Origin of the sequence: Pandoraea sp. 64-18 (genome assembly GCF_001899225.1) — a bacterium.
In the GTDB taxonomy this organism is placed as follows: Bacteria; Pseudomonadota; Gammaproteobacteria; order Burkholderiales; family Burkholderiaceae; genus Pandoraea; species Pandoraea cepalis.
In genome coordinates this window covers 123287-146813 of record NZ_MKVU01000016.1, presented here as the reverse complement: position 1 = coordinate 146813, position 23527 = coordinate 123287, and the positions used below count along the sequence as shown (strand labels likewise).

The window sequence follows — 23527 nt, the reverse complement described above, 5'->3', positions numbered from 1 at the left end:
TCTGCCTGTCCCCAAGCCGTCCCTGTCCATGAGCAAGTGATGAACGCCGACCCGCAAGAACTCAATAAATTCAGTGAATTGGCCCACCGTTGGTGGGATCCCCACAGCGAATTCAAGCCGCTGCACGAGATCAACCCGCTGCGGCTCGACTGGATCGAGCAGCATGTGCCGCTCCAGGGCAAACGCGTGCTGGACATCGGCTGCGGCGGCGGCATTCTCTCCGAATCGATGGCGCGCCAGGGCGCACACGTCAAGGGAATCGACCTGTCGAAAAAGGCGCTCGGCGTGGCCGATCTGCACAGCCTCGAAGCCGGCCTGTCCATCGACTATGAAGAGATCTCCGCCGAGGCGCTCGCCGCGCGCGATGCGGGAACGTACGACGTGGTGACCTGCATGGAGATGCTCGAACACGTGCCGTCACCGGCATCCGTCGTGGCGGCCTGCGCAACGCTCGTCAAACCGGGCGGTCATGTGTTCTTCTCCACGCTCAACCGCAACCCGAAGGCCTGGCTGCTGGCGGTGGTCGGCGCCGAATACGTGCTGCGCATGCTGCCGCGTGGCACGCACGACTACGCCAAGTTCATCCGACCGTCGGAACTCGCGTCGTTCGCCCGCGCCAGCGGCCTGACGGTGCGGGATCTGCGCGGCATGACCTACAACCCGCTGAGCAAGCGTTACGCGATCAACCGCGACACCGACGTCAACTACATGATCGCGTGCACCCGCGATGCCTGATATGTTCGAGCCCCCCGCCCGAGTCCCCGCCACGCCCTTCGGCGCCGATGCACAACTGCTCAATGGCAACGTTCGCGCCGTGCTGTTCGACCTGGACGGCACGCTGGCCGACACGGCGCTCGATCTCGTCGCCGCCGTCAACAAGGTGCGCACCGACCGCGGTCTGGCGCCGGGTCCCTATGAGACGCTGCGCTTGCAAGCGTCGCACGGCGCGCGCGGACTGATCGGCAGCGCCTTCGGCGTCGCCCCTGAGGATGCGGCGTTCCCGTCCTTGCGCGATGCCTTCCTCGCCAATTACGAAGCCGCCTTGTGCGTGCGGAGTCGCCTGTTCGACGGGATTCCCGCGCTGCTCGAGGCCTTGGCTGCGCGCGGCATGCCGTGGGGCATCGTGACCAACAAGGCCGCGCGTCTGACCGATCCGCTCGTCAAACTGCTCGGGCTCGCCGAGGGCGCCGCGTGCGTGGTATCGGGTGACACGACGCCGCACAGCAAGCCTCACCCCGCCCCCCTACTGTACGCCGCCGAGTGCATGGGCATCGCGCCCGGGCGCATCGTGTACGTCGGCGACGACCTGCGCGACATCCAGGCGGGCAAGGCGGCTGGGATGGCGACTGTCGCGGCAGCCTATGGCTATTGCGGCGACTCGCTGACCCCTGCCGAGTGGCAGGCGGACGCTGTCGTCGAACACGCGGGGGCGATCGCCCCGCTGGTAATGTTGCCGGCCTGACGGGTCGGGTCATTACCGCCCGGGACAGGGCCACCGCAGCCGATCCCGGGTCTGTCTCGCCGCGCAACAGAGGCGCGGCGCCTGCGTCACTGGCGACTTACGGGAGACCGCATGGCCGAGCAAGAGAACGATCGCAAACCCCCTTCAGCCTCGCCGGAATCGTCCGCCGACGGCACTCGTCTGCAACAAGGTCTCGTTCGTGCCCGCGCGCTCGGGCGCGACCCCAACGTGCGCCGCCGTGCGCGCAAGACCAGCCTGTGGACCGCCGGGGTGATCGCCGTGTTCGGCGTCATCGGTTATTTCACTGTGCCGGCGGTGGTCAAGCATTACGCCGTCGAAAAGCTCTCGGCCTATCTGGAACGACCGGTGAGCGTGGGCGACGTCAGCTTCAACCCGTACACACTGCGCCTCGATTTGCATCAGGTCCATATCGGCGACAAAACGCCGGGGCAGCCATTCGTGGACGTGGGCATGCTGCGCGTAAACGCCTCGTGGGGTTCGCTGTTCCGCTTTGCACCGGTCGTCGACGAGCTTTACGTCGACACGCCGGTGCTCAACATCGTGCGCACGGCCCCACAACGCTTCAACTTCTCGGACATCATCGATCGCGCAACGTCGGGACCGCCGTCCCCCGAGCCGTCGAAGCCCGCTCGCTTTGCGCTGAATAACGTGCAGATCAAGAACGGTACGGTGCGCTTCGACGACGCCGTGCAGAACGAAAAGCACGTCATCGATCATCTGCAGGTCGGCGTGCCGTTCATCGCGAACCTGCCGGCCGACACCGACATCTTCGTGCAGCCGCTGCTGCAGGCCTCCATCGACGGCTCGCCGGTACGGATCTCGGGCCAGACCAAGCCGTTTGCCGATTCGCTGGAATCGACGGTCGACATCAAGCTCGACCGGTTCGATCTGACCAAGTACCTCGGGTATTCGCCGGTCAACGTGCCCGCGCAGATCAAGAGCGGCGCCATCAGTACCGATCTGAAGCTGCATTTCACCCGCGACAAGGACGGCAATCACGTGCTGCTCACCGGCACGGCGGGATTGTCCGACGCCGTGGTCAACGAGCCGGATGGCTCGCCGCTCGTCGCGGTCAAGCAAGTCGACGTGAAGCTGGGCAAGGTCGAGCCGCTTGGCAATGTCTATCACATCGATAGTGTGCGGGTCGACGGTCTCGACCAGCAGGTCACGCTGGAGAAAGACGGCTCGATCAACGTCGCCAAGGCGCTGCTGCCGCAGCGTCAGGTCATCAAGGCGGTGGGCAAGGCGGTGGATCAGGCTGCGGCGTCGCCGCAAGCGAGCGAAGCGGCCAAGGCGGCACCGAAGGTGCCGGCCGAGCAGACGGCACGTCCTGCGTCGCCGGCGTCGGCGGCCGAAGCGGCCCAGGCGAAAGCGTTGGCCGCTGCCGAACCCGCGCCGCTCGACCTGCTGGTCGGCGACGTCTCGCTCGTCAACAGCAAGGTGCGCTTGACCGACGAGCGCGGCGCGAAACCAGCGAGCCTCGCGCTGGAGAATATCCAGATCGGCGTGAAGCAGTTCTCGACGCTCGGCAAGGACCCCGCGACGTACGACGCGTCGCTGGGCATCCAGAGCGGCGGTTCGCTCAAGGCGCACGGCCAGTTCAGCCTGCCCGCGTACAACGCTAGCGGCGAACTCGAGGCCCAGTCGATTGCGCTCGCCGCCCTGCTGCCCTTCGCGCAAGGCGCGCTCGCGGGCGAGCTCAAGAGTGGCACGCTCGGCGCTCAGGCCAAGTTCAGCGCGGCGTTTGCCCCCGACAAGCAGCCCAACGTCCAAATTGCGCCTGCCACGGCCACGCTCGAGAAGATCGAATGGCTGACCGGACTCAAGGGCGACGCGCCGGTCAAACTGGCCAAGGCTGAAGTGAAACTCTCACACTTCGATCTGGGCGCGCGGCAAGCGGCGCTCGACGAGGTCACCGTCAACGGGCTGCAGGTGTCGGCGCGTCGCGACAAGGACGGCAAGATCAACCTGCTCGCCCTGACCGGCGACGGCCAGCCGAAAGCCGCCGCAAACCAAGGCAAAGGCAAAGATATAAAGGCGCGCGTGGGCACGGAGCGCGGCCGGCGGACGTCCGCCGCATCGACTTCATCGAACGCGCAGGCGAGCGCGGGCGGCTGGCAATGGACTGTCGGCAAGGTGGCGTTGGAAAACGCCAGCCTCGGGTTTGAAGACCGCGACGTCAAAGGCCGTCCGATCAACGCGACGTTCGCACCGCTCAACGTCAAGGTGCAAGGTGCGTCGCAGGACATGAGCAAGCCGTTGCAGGTGGACATCAGCGGCACGCTCAATAAGAAAGGGTCGCTCAACGCCACGGGCCACGTCACGCCGCAACCGCTCGCGGCCGATCTTCAGATCAAGACGCAGCAGCTCGATCTGGCGGCGTTCGATTCGTACATGAGTGACCAATTGAACGCGAGCATCGCGAGCGCGCTGCTCTCCAGCAACGGGCGGGCCACGTTCGCGATGAAGGGCGACACCCCGCAGGCAACCTACCGCGGCGATGCCACGCTGGGCAACGTGCGTCTGCTCGACAAGGTCACGACGGATGACTTCATGCGCTGGAATGCGCTGGCGGTGCAGCAGATCAATCTGGCGGTGGGCAGCGGCAAGCCTAACGTCCAGTTGGGCAGCATTGCGTTGTCGCGCTTCTACGCGCGTTTGATCATCAACGCGAACGGGCGCTTGAATCTGGCCGATGTGGTCGGCAACAAGGAAGCGGCACCGCGTTCGCTGACGCGTGCGAACGAAGGCGTGCCGCTCGGTGGATCGACGGCCAAGCCACCGCTCGATGCGGCGGCGTCCGCCGTGGAAGCGGGACAACCGACGGCCGTCGAGACGCCAGCGCAGAAGCCTGGCGAGACGACGGCACAGCGCGGCCCGGGCTACGGGGCTGGCAAGGCGTTGCCTGCGGACGTCCACATCGGGCGTATCACGTTGCAAGGCGGCAACATCAACTTCACGGACAACTTCGTCAAGCCGAACTACACAGCGAACCTGACGGATATTGGTGGGCAAATCGGCGCCTTCGGCACGGCGACGACCGAGCCCGCTGCGGTCTCGCTGCAAGGCAAGGTCAACCGGAATTCACCGATCGGCATCAACGGCAAGATCAATCCGCTTGCGCCGATGGCGTTCGTGGATCTGAGTGCCAAGGCCGACGGCATCGAGCTGACCAATCTCACGCCGTACTCCACGAAGTACGCGGGCTACCCCATCGACAAGGGCAAGCTCACGGTCGATGTGCACTACCTGCTCGATCAGGCGAAGCTGACGGCGAACAATCACATCTTCATCGACCAGTTGACGTTCGGGGATCATGTGGACAGCCCGACGGCGACCAATCTTCCGGTGCGTCTGGCGGTATCGCTGCTGAAGAATTCGCGCGGCGAAATCGATGTGGACATCCCGATCTCCGGCTCGCTCGACGATCCGCAGTTCAGCCTTGGCGGGGTGATTTTCCGGGCGTTCGTGAACCTGATCGTCAAGGCGGCGACGGCGCCGTTCAGTTTGCTGGCGTCGGCGTTTGGCGGCGGTGACCAGGAGCTGGGCTACGTGGAGTTCGCGCCAGGCAGCGCGCGTCTGACGCCGGAGAGCGAGAAGCGGCTGGAGACGCTGGTCAAGGCGCTGACGGATCGCACGGCGTTGAAGCTGGATATCGAGGGCCGGGTCGATCCGGCGAAGGATACCGACGGTCTGCGCAAGGTAGCGGTGGAGCGCGCGATCAAGGCGCAGAAGGTCAAGGCGATGGTCGGCAAGGGAGAGAGCATCGACGTGGACACCGTGAAGGTAAGTCCGGAGGAGCGCAGCAAGTACTTGACGGCCGCCTACAAGGCAGCGGACTTTGCCAAGCCGCGCAACATGATCGGGTTTGCCAAATCGCTGCCGGACGACGAAATGGAAAAGCTCATGGAGACGAACATCAAGGTGGGCGACGACGATCTGCGGGCGCTGGCGGATCGGCGGGCGCAGCGTGTACGGTCGTGGCTGGACGGCAAGATCGCGTCGGATCGGATGTTCGTGGTGGCGCCGAAGCTCAACGCGGACGGTATCAAGGACAAGGGGGCGACGACACGGGTGGACTTTGAACTTAAGTAGGCCATTTGTGTCATAATCAGCGTTACCACTGGGGCCGACATGGTTTCGACGTGGGTAGCGAAGCGAATCAGGGCATACCGAGGACCCGTCACCTCGTTAATCAATGGGAAAATTAGTAACTGCAAACGATAACTCGTACGCACTGGCTGCCTAAGGGCGCCTGCCTCGCACTAGCTCTCTGACGGGTTAGGGTAGCAATACCAAGCGAGGTTATTCACGTCAGATAATCTTCGGTGGTGCCACGGCGCCGGAGCCTAAAATCAAGTGGATCGCTGTTGCGTAGCGTGTTCGTCCGCGACAAAACGGTTAAATCAAATGACTGAACTAAGTATGTAGAACTGATCGTAGAGTACTTGCGGACGCGGGTTCGATCCCCGCCGGCTCCACCAATATTGAAGCCCCAACTGATCTCAGTTGGGGCTTTTTCTTTTCTGGTCTCGTCCAGGGTCCGGCCCCAGGCGCTCGCGACGCCCCAATACATGCGCGAGGCGTCGAGATGACGGTGCACGTCAGCCGATTTCGCCCGACCTCAGGCGTTTTTGTCCGGGTCGACTCGACCCTCACCCTCGCGATTCGCTCAACTCGTAGCTAGTGCTGCGTCCACCCGCATCCGATTTGCGCAGGACCCCACGGGCCAGCAATTCGGTAACGTCTCGTAGCGCTGTGTCCTGTGAACACTTGGCAATCGCCGCCCATTTGCTGCTGGTGCGCTTACCCTCGAAGCCATCGAGTAGCCGATTGACCACCTTCACCTGTCGCTCGTTCATCGGCGTTGCCGCCCAACGCGGCCAAAACCGAGTCCTGGATAGCACGGCGTCAAGTGTGTGCTGTGCCTGATCGACAGCACGATGCAGTGTCTCGAAGAACCAGGCGAGCCACTCCGCGACATCAAGCGATCGCTTCTGCGTGCGCTCCAGGATGTCGTAGTAGGCCTTGCGGTCGCGTTGGATTTGCGCCGACAGACTGTAAAAGCGCTGAGGACTGCCATCGGCGCGGGCCAGACTAACCAGATCGTAGCGCCAACATGGCCAGTCGCCAGCCCGCCAGATACAAGTGTAATCGCCGCTTTTCATGCGGAGATTATGGGCCGTAATCTCCGCAAACGTACGCTATTCGCCGCATGTAATGCGGTGATAGTGCGGCCCATTCACCGCACCGCCTCCTCCCCTCAATCCGACCGCATCTCCACCTCCTGAGAGGCCTCATCGCGCCGCTTCAACTCATCGAGCACCATCCGCTTCGGCACCTTGCCGTAGCCCGACTTCGGCAGCGCGTCCCAAAAGACAATTCGCTTGGGAACTTTGTACTTGGCGATTCGGGTCTTGAGCCAATCCTGCAGCGCCGATTCGTCCAGCCCCTCCGCGGCATGCAAAACGCAGACGGCCACACCGACCTCGCCCCACTGCGCATCCGGCACGCCAACCACCGCAACCTCGGTGATCGCCCCGTGCGTCAACATCAATTCCTCGATCTCGCGCGGATACACATTGGACCCACCCGAGATATACATATCCGAAGCGCGACCGGTCAGATACACATAACCGTTCTCGTCCATATGCCCGATGTCCCCCGTGCGGAACCAGCCATCGCGGAACGACTTGGCGTTGGCTTCGGGGTTGCGGTAATAGCCCGCGAAAACCGCCGGACCGATAACGCAAACCTCGCCCGTCTCACCCGGCCCAAGCTCGTTGCCGTCATCGTCCTGAATCGTCACCTGCATGCCGCTGCGCTCGACCCCACAAGTCCGCGGTCGCAACGCGATGGTCTCGTCGTTGTGGTCGTATGTCGGCAACACGGTAATGTTGCCCGTGACTTCCCCCAGGCCGTAATACTGCACCAGCACCGGCCCCAGCTTGGCCAGCGCGCGCTTCTGATCCTGCTCGTACATCGACGCGCCCGCGTAGATCACGTAACGCAGACTCGCGTGGTCGTACGCGTCGACAGCCGGGTGCTCGACCAACATCTTGAGAATCGTCGGCACCGTGAACATATTGGTCAGCCGATACCGCTCGATCAGCGCGAACGCCTGCGCAGGATCGAGCTTCTGGGCCGGCATGATCACCGTCGTGCCGCCACGCGCCATCACGTTGAGCTGATGCATGCCCGCGCCGTGCGAAATCGGCGCGACCACCAGCGAGCCATCCTCGTGCGTCAGGCCCGGCATGAGATCACACAGGTGGTTGTTGATGACGAACGCAAGCTGCCCATGCGTGAGCACCGCCCCCTTTGGACTCCCGGTGGTGCCCGAGGTAAAGAACAGCCAGCACGGCGTGTCGCGCTCGACCACCGCGTTGGCCATCGGGGCCGACAGGTGGCGATCGATCAGCGCGCTCACGTGCGGCGATTCGTCCGGCACCGCATTGTCGCCAGTGAACCAGACGATGCTGCAGCCCGGACGCTCCGCGACAACCGCCGCAGCATGTTCCGGGTAATCCGTCTGGCACAGAAATACCGTCGGTTCCGCCACGCGGGCCATGGTGGCCACCTCGCCCGGCGCGAGCCGGAAGTTGGTCGGCACCCAGACCGCCCCCAGACGAAACACGGCGACCATCGCCTCGATCATCTCGTTGCTGTTTCGCGAGTGGGCAAGCACGGTATCGCCGGCGCCCACACCGACCGCGCGCAAGCCCGCCGCGAGCGCCGAGACGCGTGCGTCGAACGCTTGCCACGTCCATTGCTGTTCGCCGAAAACGATCGCGGAATGATTCGGAAAACGACGCGCGTTGCGCGTCGCGAAATACGCAAGGTTCATCACTCGTGCCGAGGTCGGCGTCATGTGGATGAAGCTCATTTGGCGCGCTCCATGATCGAGACGTAATTGGCCACTGCGGCGCCCCCCATGTTGAAGACACCCGCGAGCGCGGCGTCAGCGATCTGCATGTCGCCCGCCTCCCCCGTGAGCTGCATCGCCGCCATCACATGTTGCGAGACCCCCGTCGCGCCCAACGGGTGGCCGCGCGACTTGAGCCCGCCCGACGGGTTGACCGGCAAGCGCCCGTCGCGCAACGTCACCCCCTCCTCGATCACCCGCCAACCCTCACCGGGGGCGGCGAGCCCCATCGCCTCGTACTCGATCATCTCGGCGATCGTGAAGCAGTCGTGCGTCTCGACAAGACTCAGATCCCCCAGCGTCACCCCAGAGCTGCCGAGCGCCTTGCCCCACGCGCGACGCGCCCCTTCGAACGCGATCGGATCGCGCTTCGCGAGCGGCAGGAAATCGTTGACCTGCACGCGGGCGCGAAATCGAATGGCACGTTGCATCGTCATCGCGACCTCGGGCGCGGCGATCACCATCGCTGCGGCGCCATCGGAGACGAGCGAGCAATCGGTGCGGCGCAGCGGTCCGGCGACGAATGGATTCTGTTCCGACGGTGTATTGCAAAACGCAAACCCCAGATCCTTGCGCAAGTGCGCATAGGGATTGCGCACACCGTTCGCATGGTTCTTGGCCGCGATCATCGCCAACGCGTCGCTGTGGTCGCCATGGCGCTCGAAATACGCCTGCGCGATCCGTCCGAAAATGCCGGCGAAGCCGTCGGGGTTGCTTTCCTCGCGACGATAACACCCGCTCATCAGGATGTCGGGAATGGCCCGCCCCGGCACGGCGGTCATCTTCTCCGCCCCGATCACCAACGCGAGCTTGCCACGCCCTGCCGCGATGAAATCCATCGCCGCATGAAGCGCTGCAGAGCCTGTCGCGCAGGCGTTCTCCACATGCATCGCGGGTGCGAAGCGCAGGCCCGGTTGCACGAGCGAAGCGAGGGCGCCCTCGAAGCCCTGCGGTGTGAGGCCGTTGTTGTAGACCCCGACCATCACCGCGTCGATGTCTTCGGCCACGACGCCCGCATGCGCCAGCGCGTCGCCGATCACGTCCCGCATCAGCGTTTCCACGTCAGGCGCATCAAGCTTGCCGAAGCGCGAGTGCGCCCAACCAACCAGCATGGGTTGTGTATTCATCTTGTCTCTTCCTTGAGCTCGGTGCAGGCCAGCGTCATTCGTCGAGGATGCCCGCGGCAACGAAGCCGCCATCGACCGCGAGCGTCTGGCCGGTCACGAAACTCGCCCCCTCCGACGCGAAGAACGCGACCGCCGCGGCAATCTCGCTCGGCTGGCCGTAGCGCTTCATCGGCACCTGGCGCAGATAGGTCTCGCGCGCCTGCGCCGAGTGATGCCGGGTGAGCGGCGTCTCGACCGGCCCCGGCGCGATCGCATTCGCCGTGATCCCCGACTGGGCAAGCTCGATCGCAATCTGGCGCGTAAGCCCCATCATCGCGGTCTTCGACGTGCCGTAGCCGGTACGTCCGGCACCGGCGCGGATGCCGCTCGTCGACGCGATGTTGACGATCCGGCCCCACTGGCGCGCACGCATGCGACGCGCCGCGTGCTGCGCGAGCGCCAACGGACCGGTCACGTTGATCTCCATGATGCGGCGGAACGTGTCGAGCGGGAAATCGATGAATGGCTTGAGGCTGGCGATGCCGGCGTTGTTGACAAGCACGTCGCACCGGCCATGACGTTCGTCGAGTGCGGCGAAGAACTGTTCGATCGAATCGTCGTTACCCACATCGAGCGTCATGGCATCTGCGCGATGTCCGCGCGCCATGATCGCCGACGCCACGGCCTGCGCGGCCTCCAGTGCCAGATCGCTGACGATCACCGTGAACCCATCTTCGGCCAGCCGTTCGGCGATCGCCGCGCCGATGCCGCCCGCGCCGCCCGTGATCACCGCGACCCGTGACTCTGCTTCCATGTGTGGCTCCTGTGTCAAATTCGAGATGCCCGCGCTGAACGCCGCACGGGTCGATGAAACTGTGGAATCGATGATGGGCATTCACGCGACGTCACGCATCGCCCACGTTGTGCGTCACGTGAGCGGAACCATCGAGCAGCTCTGGCCGCCATCGACGGGCAAACACACGCCCGTGATAAATCGGGCTTGCTCCGACGCGAGAAAGACGGCCGCGTTGGCCACGTCCCACGGGTCGCCCATGCGACCCATCGGCACCATCTGATTGCGTGCCTCGATCATGGCTTCCACGCTGCTGTACTGCGATGCGATCTGCGTATAGATCAACGGGGTGTGAATCGCGCCGGGAAGCACGCAGTTGGCGCGAATGCCGTGGCGTGCGTACTGCATCGCCATGCTGACGGTGGCCTGATTCACGGCCGCCTTCGAGGCCGAGTAAGCGAAATAGGGATAGCCGGTCCACCCCAGCGCTGCCAGCGACGAGATGTTGATGATCACGCCGCTGCCGCGCTCGATCATATGCGGCAAGACGGCCTTGGCCGTGCGATAGACCGAGCCCAGATTCAATTCGATGGCGAGATGCCAGGTCGCTTCGTCCAGCTCGACCGGGCCGCCCATGTGCGTCACGCCCACGTTGTTGTGCAGCACGTCGATGCGCCCCAGGCGCGACAGCGTCTCGGCAACCACTTGTGCCACCGACGTGGCGTCCGTGACATCGGCACGCACGGCGAGTGCCGTGCCCCCCGCTTGCTTGATCGCATCGGCCGTGCCGTCGGCCAGATCGCTGTCGAGATCGACGCAACACACACTTGCGCCAGCACGCGCATAGGCGAGCGCCGCCGCTTTGCCATTGTTCCAGCCATCGCCGCGGCAGCCCGCGCCGAACACGATCACCGTCTTGCCTTGCAGCGACGCCGTGGCGTTCATGGATTCGTTCATACGCCACCTCGCGATCTCGTCAATTTCTTTAAATCCATAATGTGGACTTTTAATAAAACAGAATACGTTGAACAAAGGATAGGAGATTACCCGCATTTGTGGATAGTGCTCGTTAACCACGATTCATAAAGAAGAGCCAATCCCTATAATTTTCGCAGGGTTACGCACATAAGCCGTCCACAATGTGAATTAAGCAAGTGTTAATTCACACAGGAAATTCAGAATCAACAGTCCACAATGTGGAGTTTTATAAATGATTCAATCGTCAGCCGATGACATGCCGTCGCAAGGCGAAGGCACGAAGGCCGCCGTGGTGCCGATCGAACGAGATGGCTCGCAAAGCATCGACCGCGCGATGGCGTTGCTCAGTCTTGTGTCGGCGCAGAGCCGGGTCGGCATGCCGTTGCGTGAACTGGTCGCACAAAGCGGCCTGAAGCAGCCCACGGTACACCGCCTGCTCGGCGCGCTCACGCGAGCCCGTCTGATCGAGCAGGATCCACAGAGCAAGCGCTATCACCTCGGCATCGAAAGCTACGTGCTGGGCACGCTGGCGGCCGAGCGCTTCGGCGCGCATCGCATCGCCGTGGGCAGCGTGGTGCGGCTCGCGCATCAGTCGGAGGACACCGCTTTTCTGACCGTACGCCGTGGCGATTACGCCGTTTGTATCCACCGTGAGGAGGGCGCGTATCCGGTGCGCGCGCAGGTGCTGACGATCGGGGACTGCCACCCGCTCGGCGTGGGCGCCGGCGCCATCGCGCTGCTGGCAGCCCTGGACGACGACGAGGTCGAGCAAACGCTGAGCGCGAACGCGGCGAGTTATCGCGAGCATTACCCGTCGATCACGCCCGAGGGGCTGTGGGCGCTGGTGCGCGAGACGCGCGAACGAGGCTATTCGATGCACCGCGGCTTGGTTCACCCCGGCTCATGGGGCCTGGGCATCGTGTTCCACGACGAATCGGGCACCCCGGCCGGCGCACTCTCGATCGGCGCGATCGAGAGCCGAATGGGCGAGGACCGTCAGCAAAAGCTGGTGCGCATGCTGCAGTCCGAGGTACGCAATATCGAGACACGCCTGAAACAACGGTCAGACGCCCGTCCCGCCGATGCATCGGTGCCGGCAGTTCGCGCCGGTCGCCGCGCGAAGTAAGTCAGGTCCGTCGCCAGACGGCGACGACAACGAGCCCCCTCGCACGCGCCAACAAAACGCCTGGAGACACCTTGAATCTGCCCTCCCATCGTCACCTGAAGCAGCCCGGCCCCCCGGCTGTGCAGCGGATCGAATCCATCGTCGGCGACGCCCTGTCGCTCACCTTCGCCCTGGCCGGCGGCCAAAGCTTGCGCGATGCCATTCTCGGCCCACTTGAAGCCGCCGGCATGGCCGCGGCGACCGTGCGCATCGAAGGCCTGCGAGTGCACTCGATGCGCTATGTCCGCCCAGCGGCGTCGCCCGACGACGAGCACGTGGCGTTCTATAGCGAGCAGCACTGCATCGACGAACCCGTCACGATCGAGCTGGCCTGCGCGACGGTCGGTCGCCGCGACGGCGGACCGTTCATCCACTGCCATGCCATGTGGCGCGCTGCCGACGGTCGTTGGCAGGGGGGCCATATCTTCTCCGACCAGGTGATCGTCGCGCAGGACACCGAGGCGCGCGCGTGGGGCATCGCCAACGCCGAGATGCGTGCGGACTTCGATGCGGAAACCAATTTCACGCTGTTCCGCCCGGTGCCCATCGAGGCTACGCACGAGCCAGTGCCGGCGTCTACCGGCCGCCGATGCGTGGTCGCGCGCATTCGTCCCAACGAGGATCTGGTGCAGAGCATTGAACAGGTCTGCCACGAACACGGTCTGCGCGCGGCAACGATTCGCGGCAGTGTCGGCAGCATCGTCGGCGCGCGCTTCGAGAACGCCGCGCCGGTCGACGACATCGCCACCGAGATCTTCGTGCTGGACGGCGTCGTTGCCGAGGCCGCGAATGGACCGCGGGCGACGCTCGATATCGCACTGATCGACCCGCGCGGCAACATTCACCAGGGACGCGTGGTACGTGGCGACAATCCGGTGCTGATCTGCTTCGAACTGTTCCTGGAGGAGTCCCTCGACGTCGGGACCGCCGCATGACGCGATACACGCTCTCGCACTGGGGCGTCTACGAGGCCGGCGTCGACGACACGGGCAAGACCTGTCTTCGCCCGTATGCGAAAGACAGTGACCCTTCGCCAATCGGCACGTACCAGACCGCCGATTCGCTGCGCGCCCTGCGCGTTCGCCGTCCGTCGGTGCGGCGCGGCTGGCTCGAGAATGGACCGGGAAGCGCCACGCATCTGCGCGGCAAGGAGCCCTTCGTCGAAGTGTCATGGGACGTCGCGCTCGATCTCGTCGCGAAGGAACTTGCGCGGGTTCGCGAGACCTACGGCAACACGGCGATTTTCGGCGGATCTTATGGCTGGGCGAGCGCGGGCCGGTTCCACCACGCCCAGAGCCAGGTGCATCGTTTCCTGAACTGTGTCGGCGGTTATGTCCGCCATCGGGATTCATACAGCCTCGGCGCGGCGCACGTGATCATGCCGCATGTCGTCGACGACATGAACGAGTTGATCGGCTATCACCATTCGTGGGACGTGCTCGCCGAACACACGGAACTGTTCGTGACCTTCGGCGGCGTGCCACAGAAGAATGCCCAGTCGGCACCGGGCGGCGTCGGGCGACATCGCGTTCCTGGTGGACTGCGTGCGATGCACGACGCCGGCGTCAAGTTCGTGAACGTCGGCCCGGTCTCGGACAATCTCGACACCGGCGGCGAGGTCGAATGGGTCGCGTCGCGCCCCGGCACCGATACGGCCTTGATGCTTGCCCTCGCCTGGGTGCTGCGTCACGAAAATCTGCACAGCCCCGCGTTCCTCGCCTCGCACTGCACGGGATACGACGAATTCGAGCAGTATCTGCTCGGACATGTCGACGGCATTCCGAAGACGCCCGCGTGGGCGGAGCCGATCACCGGTGTGTCGGACGACACGATCACCGCGCTCGCGCGCCGCATGCACGCGAGCCGCACGATGCTCAACGTCGCGTGGTCGTTACAGCGCGCGCATCACGGCGAGCAACCGTTCTGGATGGTCGTCACCCTCGCCGCGATGCTCGGCCAGATCGGCCTGCCCGGCGGCGGCTTCGGCGTCGGCTACGGCTGCGTGAACACCTTGGGCACGCCGCACGACAAACTCGGCGGACCCACGCTGCCGCAAGGCCGCAATCCGGTCAGCGAGTTCATTCCCGTGGCGCGCATCGCCGACATGCTGCTCAAACCCGGCGAGCCGTTCGACTACGACGGCGAGCGCTATCGCTATCCCGACACGCACCTGGTTTACTGGGCCGGGGGCAACCCATTCCACCACCATCAGGACATCAACCGCCTGTTGCGCGCCTGGCAGAAGCCGGACACGATCGTTGTCCACGAGCAATCGTGGACCGCGACCGCGCGACACGCCGACATCGTGCTGCCGATCTCCACGTCGCTGGAGCGCGACGACCTCGGCTACGCGTCACAGGAAGCGATCCTGATGTGGATGGCGAAGATCGACGAGCCGGTCGGCGAATCGCGCGATGACTTCACCGTCTTCGCGGGTCTCGCGCAACGACTCGGCGTCTTCGCGGAATTTACCGAGGGCCGCGACGCCGACCAGTGGCTAAGGCACATGTACGAGGAGACGCGCAAGCGCTATGCGCGCGCCGACATCGCGTTACCGGACTTCGACACCTTCCGCGACGTGGGTATGGTCGATCTCCATTCACGCGCGCGGCCGGTGGTGATGCTCGAGGCGTTTCGCGCCGATCCCGCCGCTGCGCCGCTGAATACGCCATCAGGACGCATCGAGCTGTATTCGCGCGAGATCGCCGCGTTTGATATTCCTGACTGCCCGGGCCACGCGTGCTGGCTGCCGCCGGCCGAATGGCTCGGCGCACCGCTCGCGTCGACCTATCCGCTGCACCTGCTTTCGGACCAACCGCGCAACAAACTGCACAGCCAGCTCGACGGCAGCCCTTACAGCGCCGCCAACAAAGTTCGGGGCCGCGAGCCGCTCTACCTCCACCCGCGCGACGCCGCCGCACGCGGCATCCACGACGGCGACATCGTCGAGGTGTTCAACGCGCGTGGTCGCTGCCTCGCGGGCGTGCGCATCACCGATCGCATTCTGCCCGGCGTGGTGCGGATGTCCACCGGCGCCTGGTACGACCCGGAACCGGACACCGGGCGCGACAAGCATGGCAATCCCAACGTCTTGACGGCCGACGTGCCGGCCTCGGGCCTGTCGCAGGGCTGCGCCGCGCAGTCATGCCTGGTCGAGGTCAGCGCGCCGGTCACCCACCCGCCGCCGGTGAGTGCCTTCGATTTACCTCTCTTCACTACCGAGATCACGACCGACATCACTGCCGCAACCGCCGCACCGACCGAGCGCCTCTAGCGCCCGTTCGCATCAGGCACCCAAATCCAAAAAAGCAATCTTCAGGAGACACATCATGCAGAGCCTTTCCCGCCGTTCGATGCTGAAGCTTTCCCTGGGTACTGCGATCGCGGCCCCGGCGATCCTCAAGCACACGCGCGTCTACGCGGCCGACTTCACGCTGAAGTACGCCAACAACGCGCCGATCACTCACCCGCTGACGGTACGCATCACGGAGGCCGCCGAGGCCATCCGCAAGGAGACGGGCGGCAAGGTCGACCTGCGCGTGTTCCCGAACAACCAGCTCGGCGGCGACACCGACATGCTGTCGCAGTTGCGCGCCGGCGCGCTCGACTTCTTCACGCTGTCGCCGATGATCCTCTCGACGCTCGTGCCCAAGGCCGCCATCAGTGGCGTGGGCTTCGCGTTCAAGGGGTACGACCATGTGTGGAGCGCGATGGATGGCGAGCTGGGCGACTACGTGCGCGCGCAGATCGAGCGCGGCGGCCTGCACCCGTTCCCCAAGATCTTCGACAACGGCTTCCGCCAGATCAGCTCGTCGACGCGAACGATCAAGACGCCCGACGACCTGAAGAGTTTCAAGATTCGCGTCCCCCCGTCGCCGATGTGGACGTCGATGTTCCAGGGCTTCGGCGCGGCGCCGCTCACCATCAACTTCGCGGAAGTCTATTCGGCGCTGCAGACGAAGATCGCCGACGGACAGGAAAACCCGCTGGTCACGATCAATTCGGCCAAGCTCTACGAAGTGCAGAAGTACGTGGCAAAGACCAACCACATGTGGGACGGCTTCTGGTTCCTGTCGAACCGCGCGTCGTGGGCCAAGCTGCCGGCGGAAGTCCGCAAGGTGATCGAGGATCAGATCACGGCCGCCGCGCTCAAGCAGCGCACCGATGTCGCCGCGCTCAACGACTCCCTCGAAAAGGACCTCACCGCGAAAGGCATTGCCTTCAACTCAGTCGACGCCGCGGCCTTCCAGAACAAGCTCCAGACCGCCGGCTTCTACAAGGAATGGCAGGGCAAGTTCGGCGAGCAGGCCTGGGCACTGCTGCAAAAGAGTGCGGGCCGCACGCTCTGAGCCCCCATAGGCCTTTCGAAGGAGACAGCGTATGAACCGCGCCAGGCTGGAGACTCGCATGAACAAAGGCATACTGCCGGCAGCCCCTGCCCAGGAGGGGCTGATCGCCGCGCTGCAATTCACCTTGGCGAAGTGTGTCGAGCTACCGGCCGCACTGCTCGTGCTGGCTGAGATCGTCACGCTGTTCGCCGGGGTCGTCAGTCGCGCCGTATTCCACAGCCCGCTGGTATGGTCGGATGAGCTGGCCTCGATCCTGTTCATCTGGCTGGCGATGCTCGGCTCCGTGATTGCCTTGCAGCGCGGCGAACACATGCGCATGACCGCCCTGGTCGGCCGCATGAACGCCGGCCGGCGCGCGTTCCTCGATGTGCTGGCGATCGCCACGCCGCTCGCGTTCCTGCTGCTGTTCATGCCGAGCGCTTACGACTTCGCGGCGGACCAGGCCTTCATCACGACGCCGGCGCTCGAAATTGCCGACTCGTGGCGGGCCGCCGCAATTCCGGTGGGCTGCGCGCTGATGGTGCTGACCGCGCTGCTGCGACTGGTCCGTCACGGCAACTTGCGCATGGTCGTCACTGCCGCGGTAACGATCGGCGCGATCATCGGCGCGCTGCTGCTTGCGCAACCCGTGCTGCGTGGGCTTGGTAACGTGAACCTGCTGATCTTCTTCGTCGGCTTCGTGGCGCTGATGGTGCTTACCGGCGTACCGATCGCCTTCTCGTTCGCGCTCGCCACCTTCGGCTACCTGTCGCTCGGCACCACCACACCGGTCGTGATTCTGGCGGGCCGGATGGACGAAGGCATGAGCCACTTGATTCTGCTCGCGGTGCCGCTGTTCGTGTTCCTCGGCCTGCTCATGGAGATGACGGGCATGGCGCGCTCGATGGTGGCGTTCCTCGGCAGTCTGCTCGGCCACGTGCGCGGCGGCCTGCAGTACGTGCTGATCGGCGCGATGTACCTCGTCTCCGGCATCTCCGGTTCGAAGGCAGCCGACATGGCCGCGGTCGCGCCGGTGTTGTTCCCGGAGATGCAACGCCGAGGCGCCAAACCCGGCGACCTCGTTGCGCTGCTCGCCGCCACCGGCGCTCAAACCGAGACGATTCCGCCGAGTCTCGTGCTGATCACCATCGGCTCAGTGACCGGCGTATCGATTGCGGCCCTGTTCACCGGCGGCCTGCTGCCCGGCGCGATCCTCGGCGTCACGCTGTGCACGCTGGTGTGGTGGCGCTATCGCAACGAGAAGGTGGGCAGCGGCGCGCGCGCCTCAGGCCGGGAGATCGCGAAAAGCTTCGCCATCGCGCTGCCCGCGCTCGCGTTGCCTTTCGTGATCCGTGTCGCGGTGATCGAAGGAATTGCCACGGCGACGGAAGTGTCGACCATCGGTATTGTCTATTCGGCCGCGATCGGGATACTGATCTATCGCCGCTTCGACCCCAAGCGGGTCTATCCGATGCTGGTCGAGACCGCCTCGCTGACGGGCGCGATCCTCTTGATTATCGGTGCGGCGACCGGCATGGCGTGGTCGCTTACGCAATCAGGCTTCTCGACGATGCTCGCTGCAGCGATGCGCGACGTTCCGGGTGGTCCGGTCGGCTTCATGGCGATCTCCATCTTGGCGTTCATCGTTCTGGGCAGCGTACTGGAGGGCATTCCCGCCATCGTGTTGTTCGGCCCGCTGCTGTTCCCGGTCGCGCAGAGCGTGGGCATCAACGAAGTGCACTATGCGATGGTGGTCGTGCTCTCCATGGGCATCGGCCTGTTCGCGCCACCGTTCGGCGTCGGCTACTACTCCGCCTGCGTCATCAGCAAGGTTCATCCCGACGAGGGCATGCGGCCCATCGTCGGCTATATCGTCGCGCTGGCCGTCGGCCTGGTGCTGGTCGCCGCCGTGCCTTGGCTCTCGACGGGCTTCCTGACCTGATCTTCCCCGTTTCACGCCCGAAATCCGGTTCTGCCAACGCGGCGCGCGCTGCCATGCAGCGCGTGGCCCGACGCGCGCCGGGACACGTCCACTTTGCACAGGAGACTTTATGAGCACCGTTGCATCCCCACCCGCCGATACCCTGAGTACGCTTGCGCAGCGCGCGCATCGCATTCGCCACAACGCCATCACCATGGCCGAGGTTCAGGGCCAAGGCTATGTCGCGCAAGCCTTGGGGATCGCCGACGTGCTGGCCGTCGCCTATCTGCATGCGATGAACGTGCGGCCGCACGACCCGGAATGGGAGGCCCGCGATCGCTTCCTGCTGTCAGTCGGCCACTACGCCATCGCGCATTACGCCGTGCTCGCCGAGGCCGGCTACTTCCCGAGGGAGGAACTCGTCACCTACGGTTGCGACGACAGCCGCCTGCCGATGTCGGGCATGATGTCGTACACGCCGGGCGCGGAAATGTCGGGCGGCTCGATCGGTCTTGGCCTGCCGATGGCCGTCGGCATGGGACTCGGCCTCAAACGCAAGCAGTCGACGTCGTTCGTCTACACACTGATGGGTGATGGCGAGCTTGCCGAAGGCCCGACCTGGGAAGCGGCAACGTCGGCCTCGGCGTTCAAGCTCGACAACATCATTGCCGTCGTCGACGTCAACGGCGTGCAAGCCGACGGCCCGTCGACGGTCATCATGCCGACCGAGCCGCTGGTGCAGAAGTTCGAGGCGTTCGGCTTCTACACACAACGCGTGAATGGCAACGACCTGGCGGCCGTGCTCCAAGCCTTCGACAATGCCCGATCGCACGACCGGCCCGTGCCGCGCATCATCATCTGCGACACCAAGATGGGCAAAGGCGTCGATTTCCTCGAAGCCCGCGAAAAGAATCACTTCATCCGCCTCGACCCGCCCGAGTGGCAACGAGCATTCAGCGCGCTCAACGCGCAAGGGAGCGCAGCATGAACACGTCCGTAGCCGATCAACCGACGACAACCCAAACCCGTCAGAACGCCATGCCCGCCGCGCCCGCCATCATCGCGTCGTCGGTCGATGAGGGACACCGCACACGCGCTACACCGTTCGGCAAGGCGCTCGTGGCGCTGGCCGATGCGCGTCCAGAGATCGTCGGCATGAGTGCCGATCTCGCGAAATATACGGACATGCACATCTTTGCGCAGGCCTATCCGGAGCGCTTCTACCAGATGGGCATGGCCGAGCAGTTGATGGCGACCGCCGCCGGCGGACTGGCCAAGGAGGGGTTCATCCCGTTCGCGTCTACCTACGCGACCTTCGCCGCACGCCGATGCTACGACTTCATCTCGCAGGGCGTCGCAGAGCAGGATGCCAACGTCAAAATCATCGGCGGCCTGCCGGGCCTGACCACGGGCTACGGCCCCAGCCACCAGGCCACGGATGACATTGCGATCTTTCGCGCGATGCCCAACCTGACCGTGATCGATCCGTGCGACGCGCTGGATATCGAGCAGATCGTGCCGGCCATCGCCGACCACCCCGGCCCCGTGTACATGCGCGTGCTGCGCGGCAACGTTCCGCTGGTGCTCGACGAGTATGGCTATAAGTTCGAGCTGGGCAAAGCCAAGCCGATACGCGATGGCAACGATGTCCTGATCATCTCGACCGGCTTCATGACCATGCGCGCCCTCGACGCCGCCAAGGCACTGGCGGCGGATCGCGTCGACGTGGCGGTGCTGCACGTGCCGACGATCAAGCCGCTCGACGAGGCGACCATCGTGCGCGAAGCAGCGCGCGGCGGGCGTCTGGTGGTCATTGCGGAAAACCACACGGTGATCGGTGGTCTGGGCGAAGCGGTAGCGGGTGCGCTCATGCGCGCCGAGGTATCGACGCGCTTTCGCCACATCGGTCTGCCCGACCAGTTCCTGGACGCGGGCTCCCTCCCGGTGCTGCAGGATCGCTATGGCATTTCGCGCAACGCGATGATCGCATCGATCAAGCATTGGTTGGGGTGACGTGGACGGCGTGAGGTGCGGCAGGCCAGCGCGATGACGGATGCGCCATCCGCCTTACGTGCCCGGCGCATGCCGGGCACGTTGGCTATCGGCGACGGTCGACGGCGTCAGGGCGGCCGCGTGCCGTTCACAGGCCGGTGCTTCCTGATCGGTCTTTCGACGCAGGGACGGGACCGTCGCGCAACCCCAGAAACGGAAACGGCGGCGCCACCTTGAAATCGGCCGAGACCTCACCGCTGAAGGTATTGCGCTGATCCTTGCCGAGATCGAGCCGCTTCACGGGCGCCCCGGCCGCGAAATCAACCTTGTTCAGATCCACCCAGAACGTGTTGGGCGTGAGCGCCGATTCAAAGAAATAAAGCATGCGCTTGTGATCGACGACCGTGCGCCAACGCGTCGACGAAATATTCGGCTCGCCCGGCGTCGTGATGCCGAACGGCACCGACGCGTTGCGAATGACACTGAACACGCTCGCCAACGCCTCGACCGGCGATTCGGTCTTTGGAATCGCATTGATGTAGAACGACGCTCGCGCAAAGCGATCCGACGAGCGATTCGTCCCCGGAAGGAACGTCGTTCCGCCAATCTGCTTCCAGTAACTGTTCAACGCAAGCTGCTCGTCGAACGTCGGCGAATTGGTCATCACCTGATACTGGCGGCCGTGGTGAATCACCTGCCGACCGTTGATGTACTCGACGATGGCACTGTCGCCCGACTTGTCGGACATCGACAGATGCAGCGTCGCGATCCGATCCTCGCCGGGCACGTTGTCCGTCACGATCGTGAACGGCGTCTTCTCCAGCGCCGCCACGGCTTGTGCGACCGTCGCGAAGTTATCCAGCACGTACTGCGCCCAGGCCGCGATCGTCAGCCCCGGCTTCGACCCCTTGTCGAACGTCGGATATTGCGACTCCACCAACCAGAGCAACTGCGCCGATAGCCCCTTCTCGTTGACGCCGTCGGTCGTCGACACGTCGTAGCCCGTGGCCACCACGCTGCCGTACTTCGCCGTCCAGCGAAGCGAGTTGGGCCCCGCCTCGCCCGAGCGCGTCATGCCGCGCGGCAACACATAGAGATTGGTGGCGACGTCGACCCTCCAGTCCATCGAGCGCGCGGTAATCACGTCGTCGTTCGCGCCGAGATACACCACACGGGTACAGGCCAGTGCCGACAGCGGGGACAAGGCGAGCGTTGCGGCGGCGACGAGACACGGCAAGGTCTTGACGAACATTCGGGGCATGGTGATACCTCACGTTGGGGAGACGATTGCGCAAGAACCATCAGTATAACGATGGAATTCGCCCCCTCCCCCGCCCGATCGCAAACAACGAAGCCCCGCCAGCGATGCTGCCTGGCGAGGCCTCGACTTCCCCCCTGGGGCCGGTCACCGGCCCTACGATTTGCCGGCTCAGCGCTGCGGTTGCGCCGCTGCGCCAACCTCCTTGCGCACCTTGGCCACCTGGGTGGCTGTCACCGCCGGCGCCTTGTTGCCCCAGCTCGAGCGCACGAACGTCAGCACGTCGGCCACATCCTGATCGGTCAGCCGGTCGTCGAAGCTCGGCATCGCGTAATGCGTGGGCGCCGACTTCGTCCACGGCATTTCCGCGCCGCGCAACACGATGTGGATGAGCGAGGTCGGATCGGCCGAGTTCACCGTCGAGCTGAGGGCGAGCGTTGGGAACGTCTGCGTGTAGCCCTTGCCGGTGCTGCGATGGCACGCCGCGCAGTTGTCGAGGAACGTGAGCGCACCGTTGCCCTTGCCTGCGCCCGTACGCAATGCCTTGGCCACGGTGTCGTCATAGGCGAGCGCCTTGGCGTTCGGATCGACCGGCTTGAGCGTCTTCAGGTACTTGGCAATCGCCGTGAGGTCGTCATCGTTCATGTGCTGGGTGCTGTGCTGCACCACGTCCGTCATCCCGCCGAACGCCGCGGAGTGGTCGTTACGTCCGCCCTTCAGGAACGCCGTGATATCGCCTTCGCTCCAGTTGCCCAGACCGTCGGTGACATCGCCCCGCAGATTCTTCGCGAGGAAGTTGTCGACCACACCGCCCGACAGGAATGCGGTGCTGTCGTCGGTGAGCGCCTTCTCCTGAAACGCAAAGCCGCGCGGTGTGTGGCAGGCGCTGCAATGGGCCAGGCCTTCGACAAGATAGCGTCCGCGCGAGATGGGATCGTTATCGGTCGAGGCGGTATCGCCAACGACCGCGGGCGCGAACATGTTGCGCCAGATCGACAGCGGCCAGCGCATCGACATCGGCCACGGGATATCGGTCGACTTGTTGGTCTGCGCGACGGGCTTCACGCCGTTCATGAAGTAGGCGTACAGCGCCTTGACATCGGCCGGACGCACCTTCGCGTACGACGTGTACGGCATGGCCGGGTACAACGTCGCGCCATTCTTCGCGACCCCGTGGCGCACCGCCTTGTCGAAGTCCTCGAGGCTGTAGCTGCCGATGCCGGTGTCCTTGTCGGGCGTGATGTTCGTCGAGTAGATCGTGCCGATCGGCGAGGCGATCGGCAGGCCGCCGGCGAACGGTAGCCCCTTGGGCGCCGTGTGGCACGCGGCACAATCGGCCGCGCGCGCGAGGTATTCGCCCTGCTTCACGAGTTGCGCCTGCGGGTCGTTCGCGGCGGGCGCCGGGCTGCCGGCGGCCGTCGTGGCGGGTGCCATCGGCGTCGGCGACACGGCGGGTGCGGCCGGTGCCGAGGCCGGCGCCGCAGCATTCTGCGCCCACACGGCAACGGCCGCGAACGCCAGCGTCCCGGCGGCAAGTGCGATCGCGGAGCGTTTCATCATCGTTTTGCGGATCATGGT

At 64.7% G+C, this 23527-nt stretch carries 16 protein-coding genes, 1 other RNA gene and 1 pseudogene; 11 read left to right on the top strand and 7 right to left on the bottom strand.

What is annotated here, in order from left to right; all coding sequences use genetic code 11:
- The first annotated feature begins 36 nt into the window (after positions 1 to 36).
- From ubiG to ssrA, 4 genes are all read left to right on the top strand, one after another.
- Positions 37 to 735 carry a bifunctional 2-polyprenyl-6-hydroxyphenol methylase/3-demethylubiquinol 3-O-methyltransferase UbiG gene (gene ubiG, locus BGP02_RS14245; RefSeq protein WP_026132131.1) on the top strand — a complete coding sequence of 233 codons (699 nt, stop codon included), beginning with the start codon at positions 37 to 39 and terminating at the stop codon, positions 733 to 735.
- Between the two features lies 1 nt (position 736).
- Positions 737 to 1462, top strand: a complete 726-nt coding sequence (locus BGP02_RS14240; RefSeq protein ID WP_286798771.1) for an HAD-IA family hydrolase — start codon at positions 737 to 739, stop codon at positions 1460 to 1462.
- A 111-nt stretch (positions 1463 to 1573) separates the two neighbouring features.
- Positions 1574 to 5578 carry a DUF748 domain-containing protein gene (locus BGP02_RS14235; RefSeq protein WP_286798770.1) on the top strand — a complete coding sequence of 1335 codons (4005 nt, stop codon included), beginning with the start codon at positions 1574 to 1576 and terminating at the stop codon, positions 5576 to 5578.
- A 30-nt stretch (positions 5579 to 5608) separates the two neighbouring features.
- Positions 5609 to 5967: a transfer-messenger RNA gene (ssrA, locus tag BGP02_RS14230) on the top strand.
- Between the two features lie 171 nt (positions 5968 to 6138).
- On the opposite strand, the pseudogene BGP02_RS14225 reads toward ssrA, so the two are convergent.
- From BGP02_RS14225 to BGP02_RS14205, 5 genes and pseudogenes are all read right to left on the bottom strand, one after another.
- Positions 6139 to 6591 (bottom strand): annotated as a pseudogene (locus BGP02_RS14225) (Fic family protein); the annotation flags it as partial.
- Positions 6592 to 6746: 155 nt separating this feature from the next.
- Positions 6747 to 8369: an acyl-CoA synthetase gene (locus BGP02_RS14220; RefSeq protein WP_268567560.1), complete on the bottom strand. Its 1623-nt coding sequence runs from the start codon at positions 8367 to 8369 to the stop codon at positions 6747 to 6749.
- Positions 8366 to 9535 (bottom strand): acetyl-CoA acetyltransferase, encoded by a 1170-nt coding sequence (locus BGP02_RS14215; RefSeq protein WP_286798769.1) that lies wholly within the window; start codon positions 9533 to 9535, stop codon positions 8366 to 8368. Before BGP02_RS14215 ends, BGP02_RS14220 begins: the two co-directional genes overlap by 4 nt.
- A 34-nt stretch (positions 9536 to 9569) precedes the next feature.
- Positions 9570 to 10328, bottom strand: coding sequence for an SDR family NAD(P)-dependent oxidoreductase (locus tag BGP02_RS14210; protein WP_261938819.1), 759 nt, complete (start codon positions 10326 to 10328; stop codon positions 9570 to 9572).
- Between the two features lie 114 nt (positions 10329 to 10442).
- Positions 10443 to 11264 carry an SDR family NAD(P)-dependent oxidoreductase gene (locus tag BGP02_RS14205; protein ID WP_286798768.1) on the bottom strand — a complete coding sequence of 274 codons (822 nt, stop codon included), beginning with the start codon at positions 11262 to 11264 and terminating at the stop codon, positions 10443 to 10445.
- 253 nt (positions 11265 to 11517) lie between these two features.
- Between BGP02_RS14205 and BGP02_RS14200 the strand changes: the two genes are divergently transcribed.
- From BGP02_RS14200 to BGP02_RS14170, 7 genes are all read left to right on the top strand, one after another.
- A complete protein-coding gene (locus tag BGP02_RS14200; RefSeq protein ID WP_286798766.1) occupies positions 11518 to 12411 on the top strand; it encodes an IclR family transcriptional regulator in 894 nt (297 codons plus the stop codon).
- A gap of 71 nt (positions 12412 to 12482) precedes the next feature.
- Positions 12483 to 13385: a PCC domain-containing protein gene (locus tag BGP02_RS14195; RefSeq protein ID WP_286798764.1), complete on the top strand. Its 903-nt coding sequence runs from the start codon at positions 12483 to 12485 to the stop codon at positions 13383 to 13385.
- Complete coding sequence (locus BGP02_RS14190; protein WP_261938823.1) at positions 13382 to 15724, top strand: molybdopterin-dependent oxidoreductase; 2343 nt, start codon at positions 13382 to 13384, stop codon at positions 15722 to 15724. Before BGP02_RS14195 ends, BGP02_RS14190 begins: the two co-directional genes overlap by 4 nt.
- 55 nt (positions 15725 to 15779) lie before the next feature.
- Positions 15780 to 16799: a TRAP transporter substrate-binding protein gene (locus tag BGP02_RS14185; RefSeq protein WP_150564649.1), complete on the top strand. Its 1020-nt coding sequence runs from the start codon at positions 15780 to 15782 to the stop codon at positions 16797 to 16799.
- A 58-nt stretch (positions 16800 to 16857) separates the two neighbouring features.
- A complete protein-coding gene (locus BGP02_RS14180) occupies positions 16858 to 18720 on the top strand; it encodes a TRAP transporter large permease (RefSeq protein ID WP_150564648.1) in 1863 nt (620 codons plus the stop codon).
- Between the two features lie 109 nt (positions 18721 to 18829).
- Entirely contained in the window at positions 18830 to 19687 is an 858-nt protein-coding gene (locus tag BGP02_RS14175) for a transketolase (RefSeq protein ID WP_261938825.1), read from the top strand.
- Positions 19688 to 19737: 50 nt separating this feature from the next.
- Positions 19738 to 20712 (top strand): transketolase family protein, encoded by a 975-nt coding sequence (locus tag BGP02_RS14170; protein WP_217425922.1) that lies wholly within the window; start codon positions 19738 to 19740, stop codon positions 20710 to 20712.
- A gap of 127 nt (positions 20713 to 20839) precedes the next feature.
- On the opposite strand, the gene BGP02_RS14165 is transcribed toward BGP02_RS14170, so the two are convergent.
- Together BGP02_RS14165 and BGP02_RS14160 are read right to left on the bottom strand one after the other, a co-directional pair.
- The gene (locus BGP02_RS14165) at positions 20840 to 21952 is read right to left on the bottom strand and encodes a linear amide C-N hydrolase (RefSeq protein WP_217425921.1); all 1113 of its coding nucleotides are present in this window, start codon (positions 21950 to 21952) and stop codon (positions 20840 to 20842) included.
- Between the two features lie 168 nt (positions 21953 to 22120).
- Positions 22121 to 23521 carry a c-type cytochrome gene (locus tag BGP02_RS14160; protein ID WP_410007600.1) on the bottom strand — a complete coding sequence of 467 codons (1401 nt, stop codon included), beginning with the start codon at positions 23519 to 23521 and terminating at the stop codon, positions 22121 to 22123.
- Positions 23522 to 23527 lie beyond the last annotated feature (6 nt).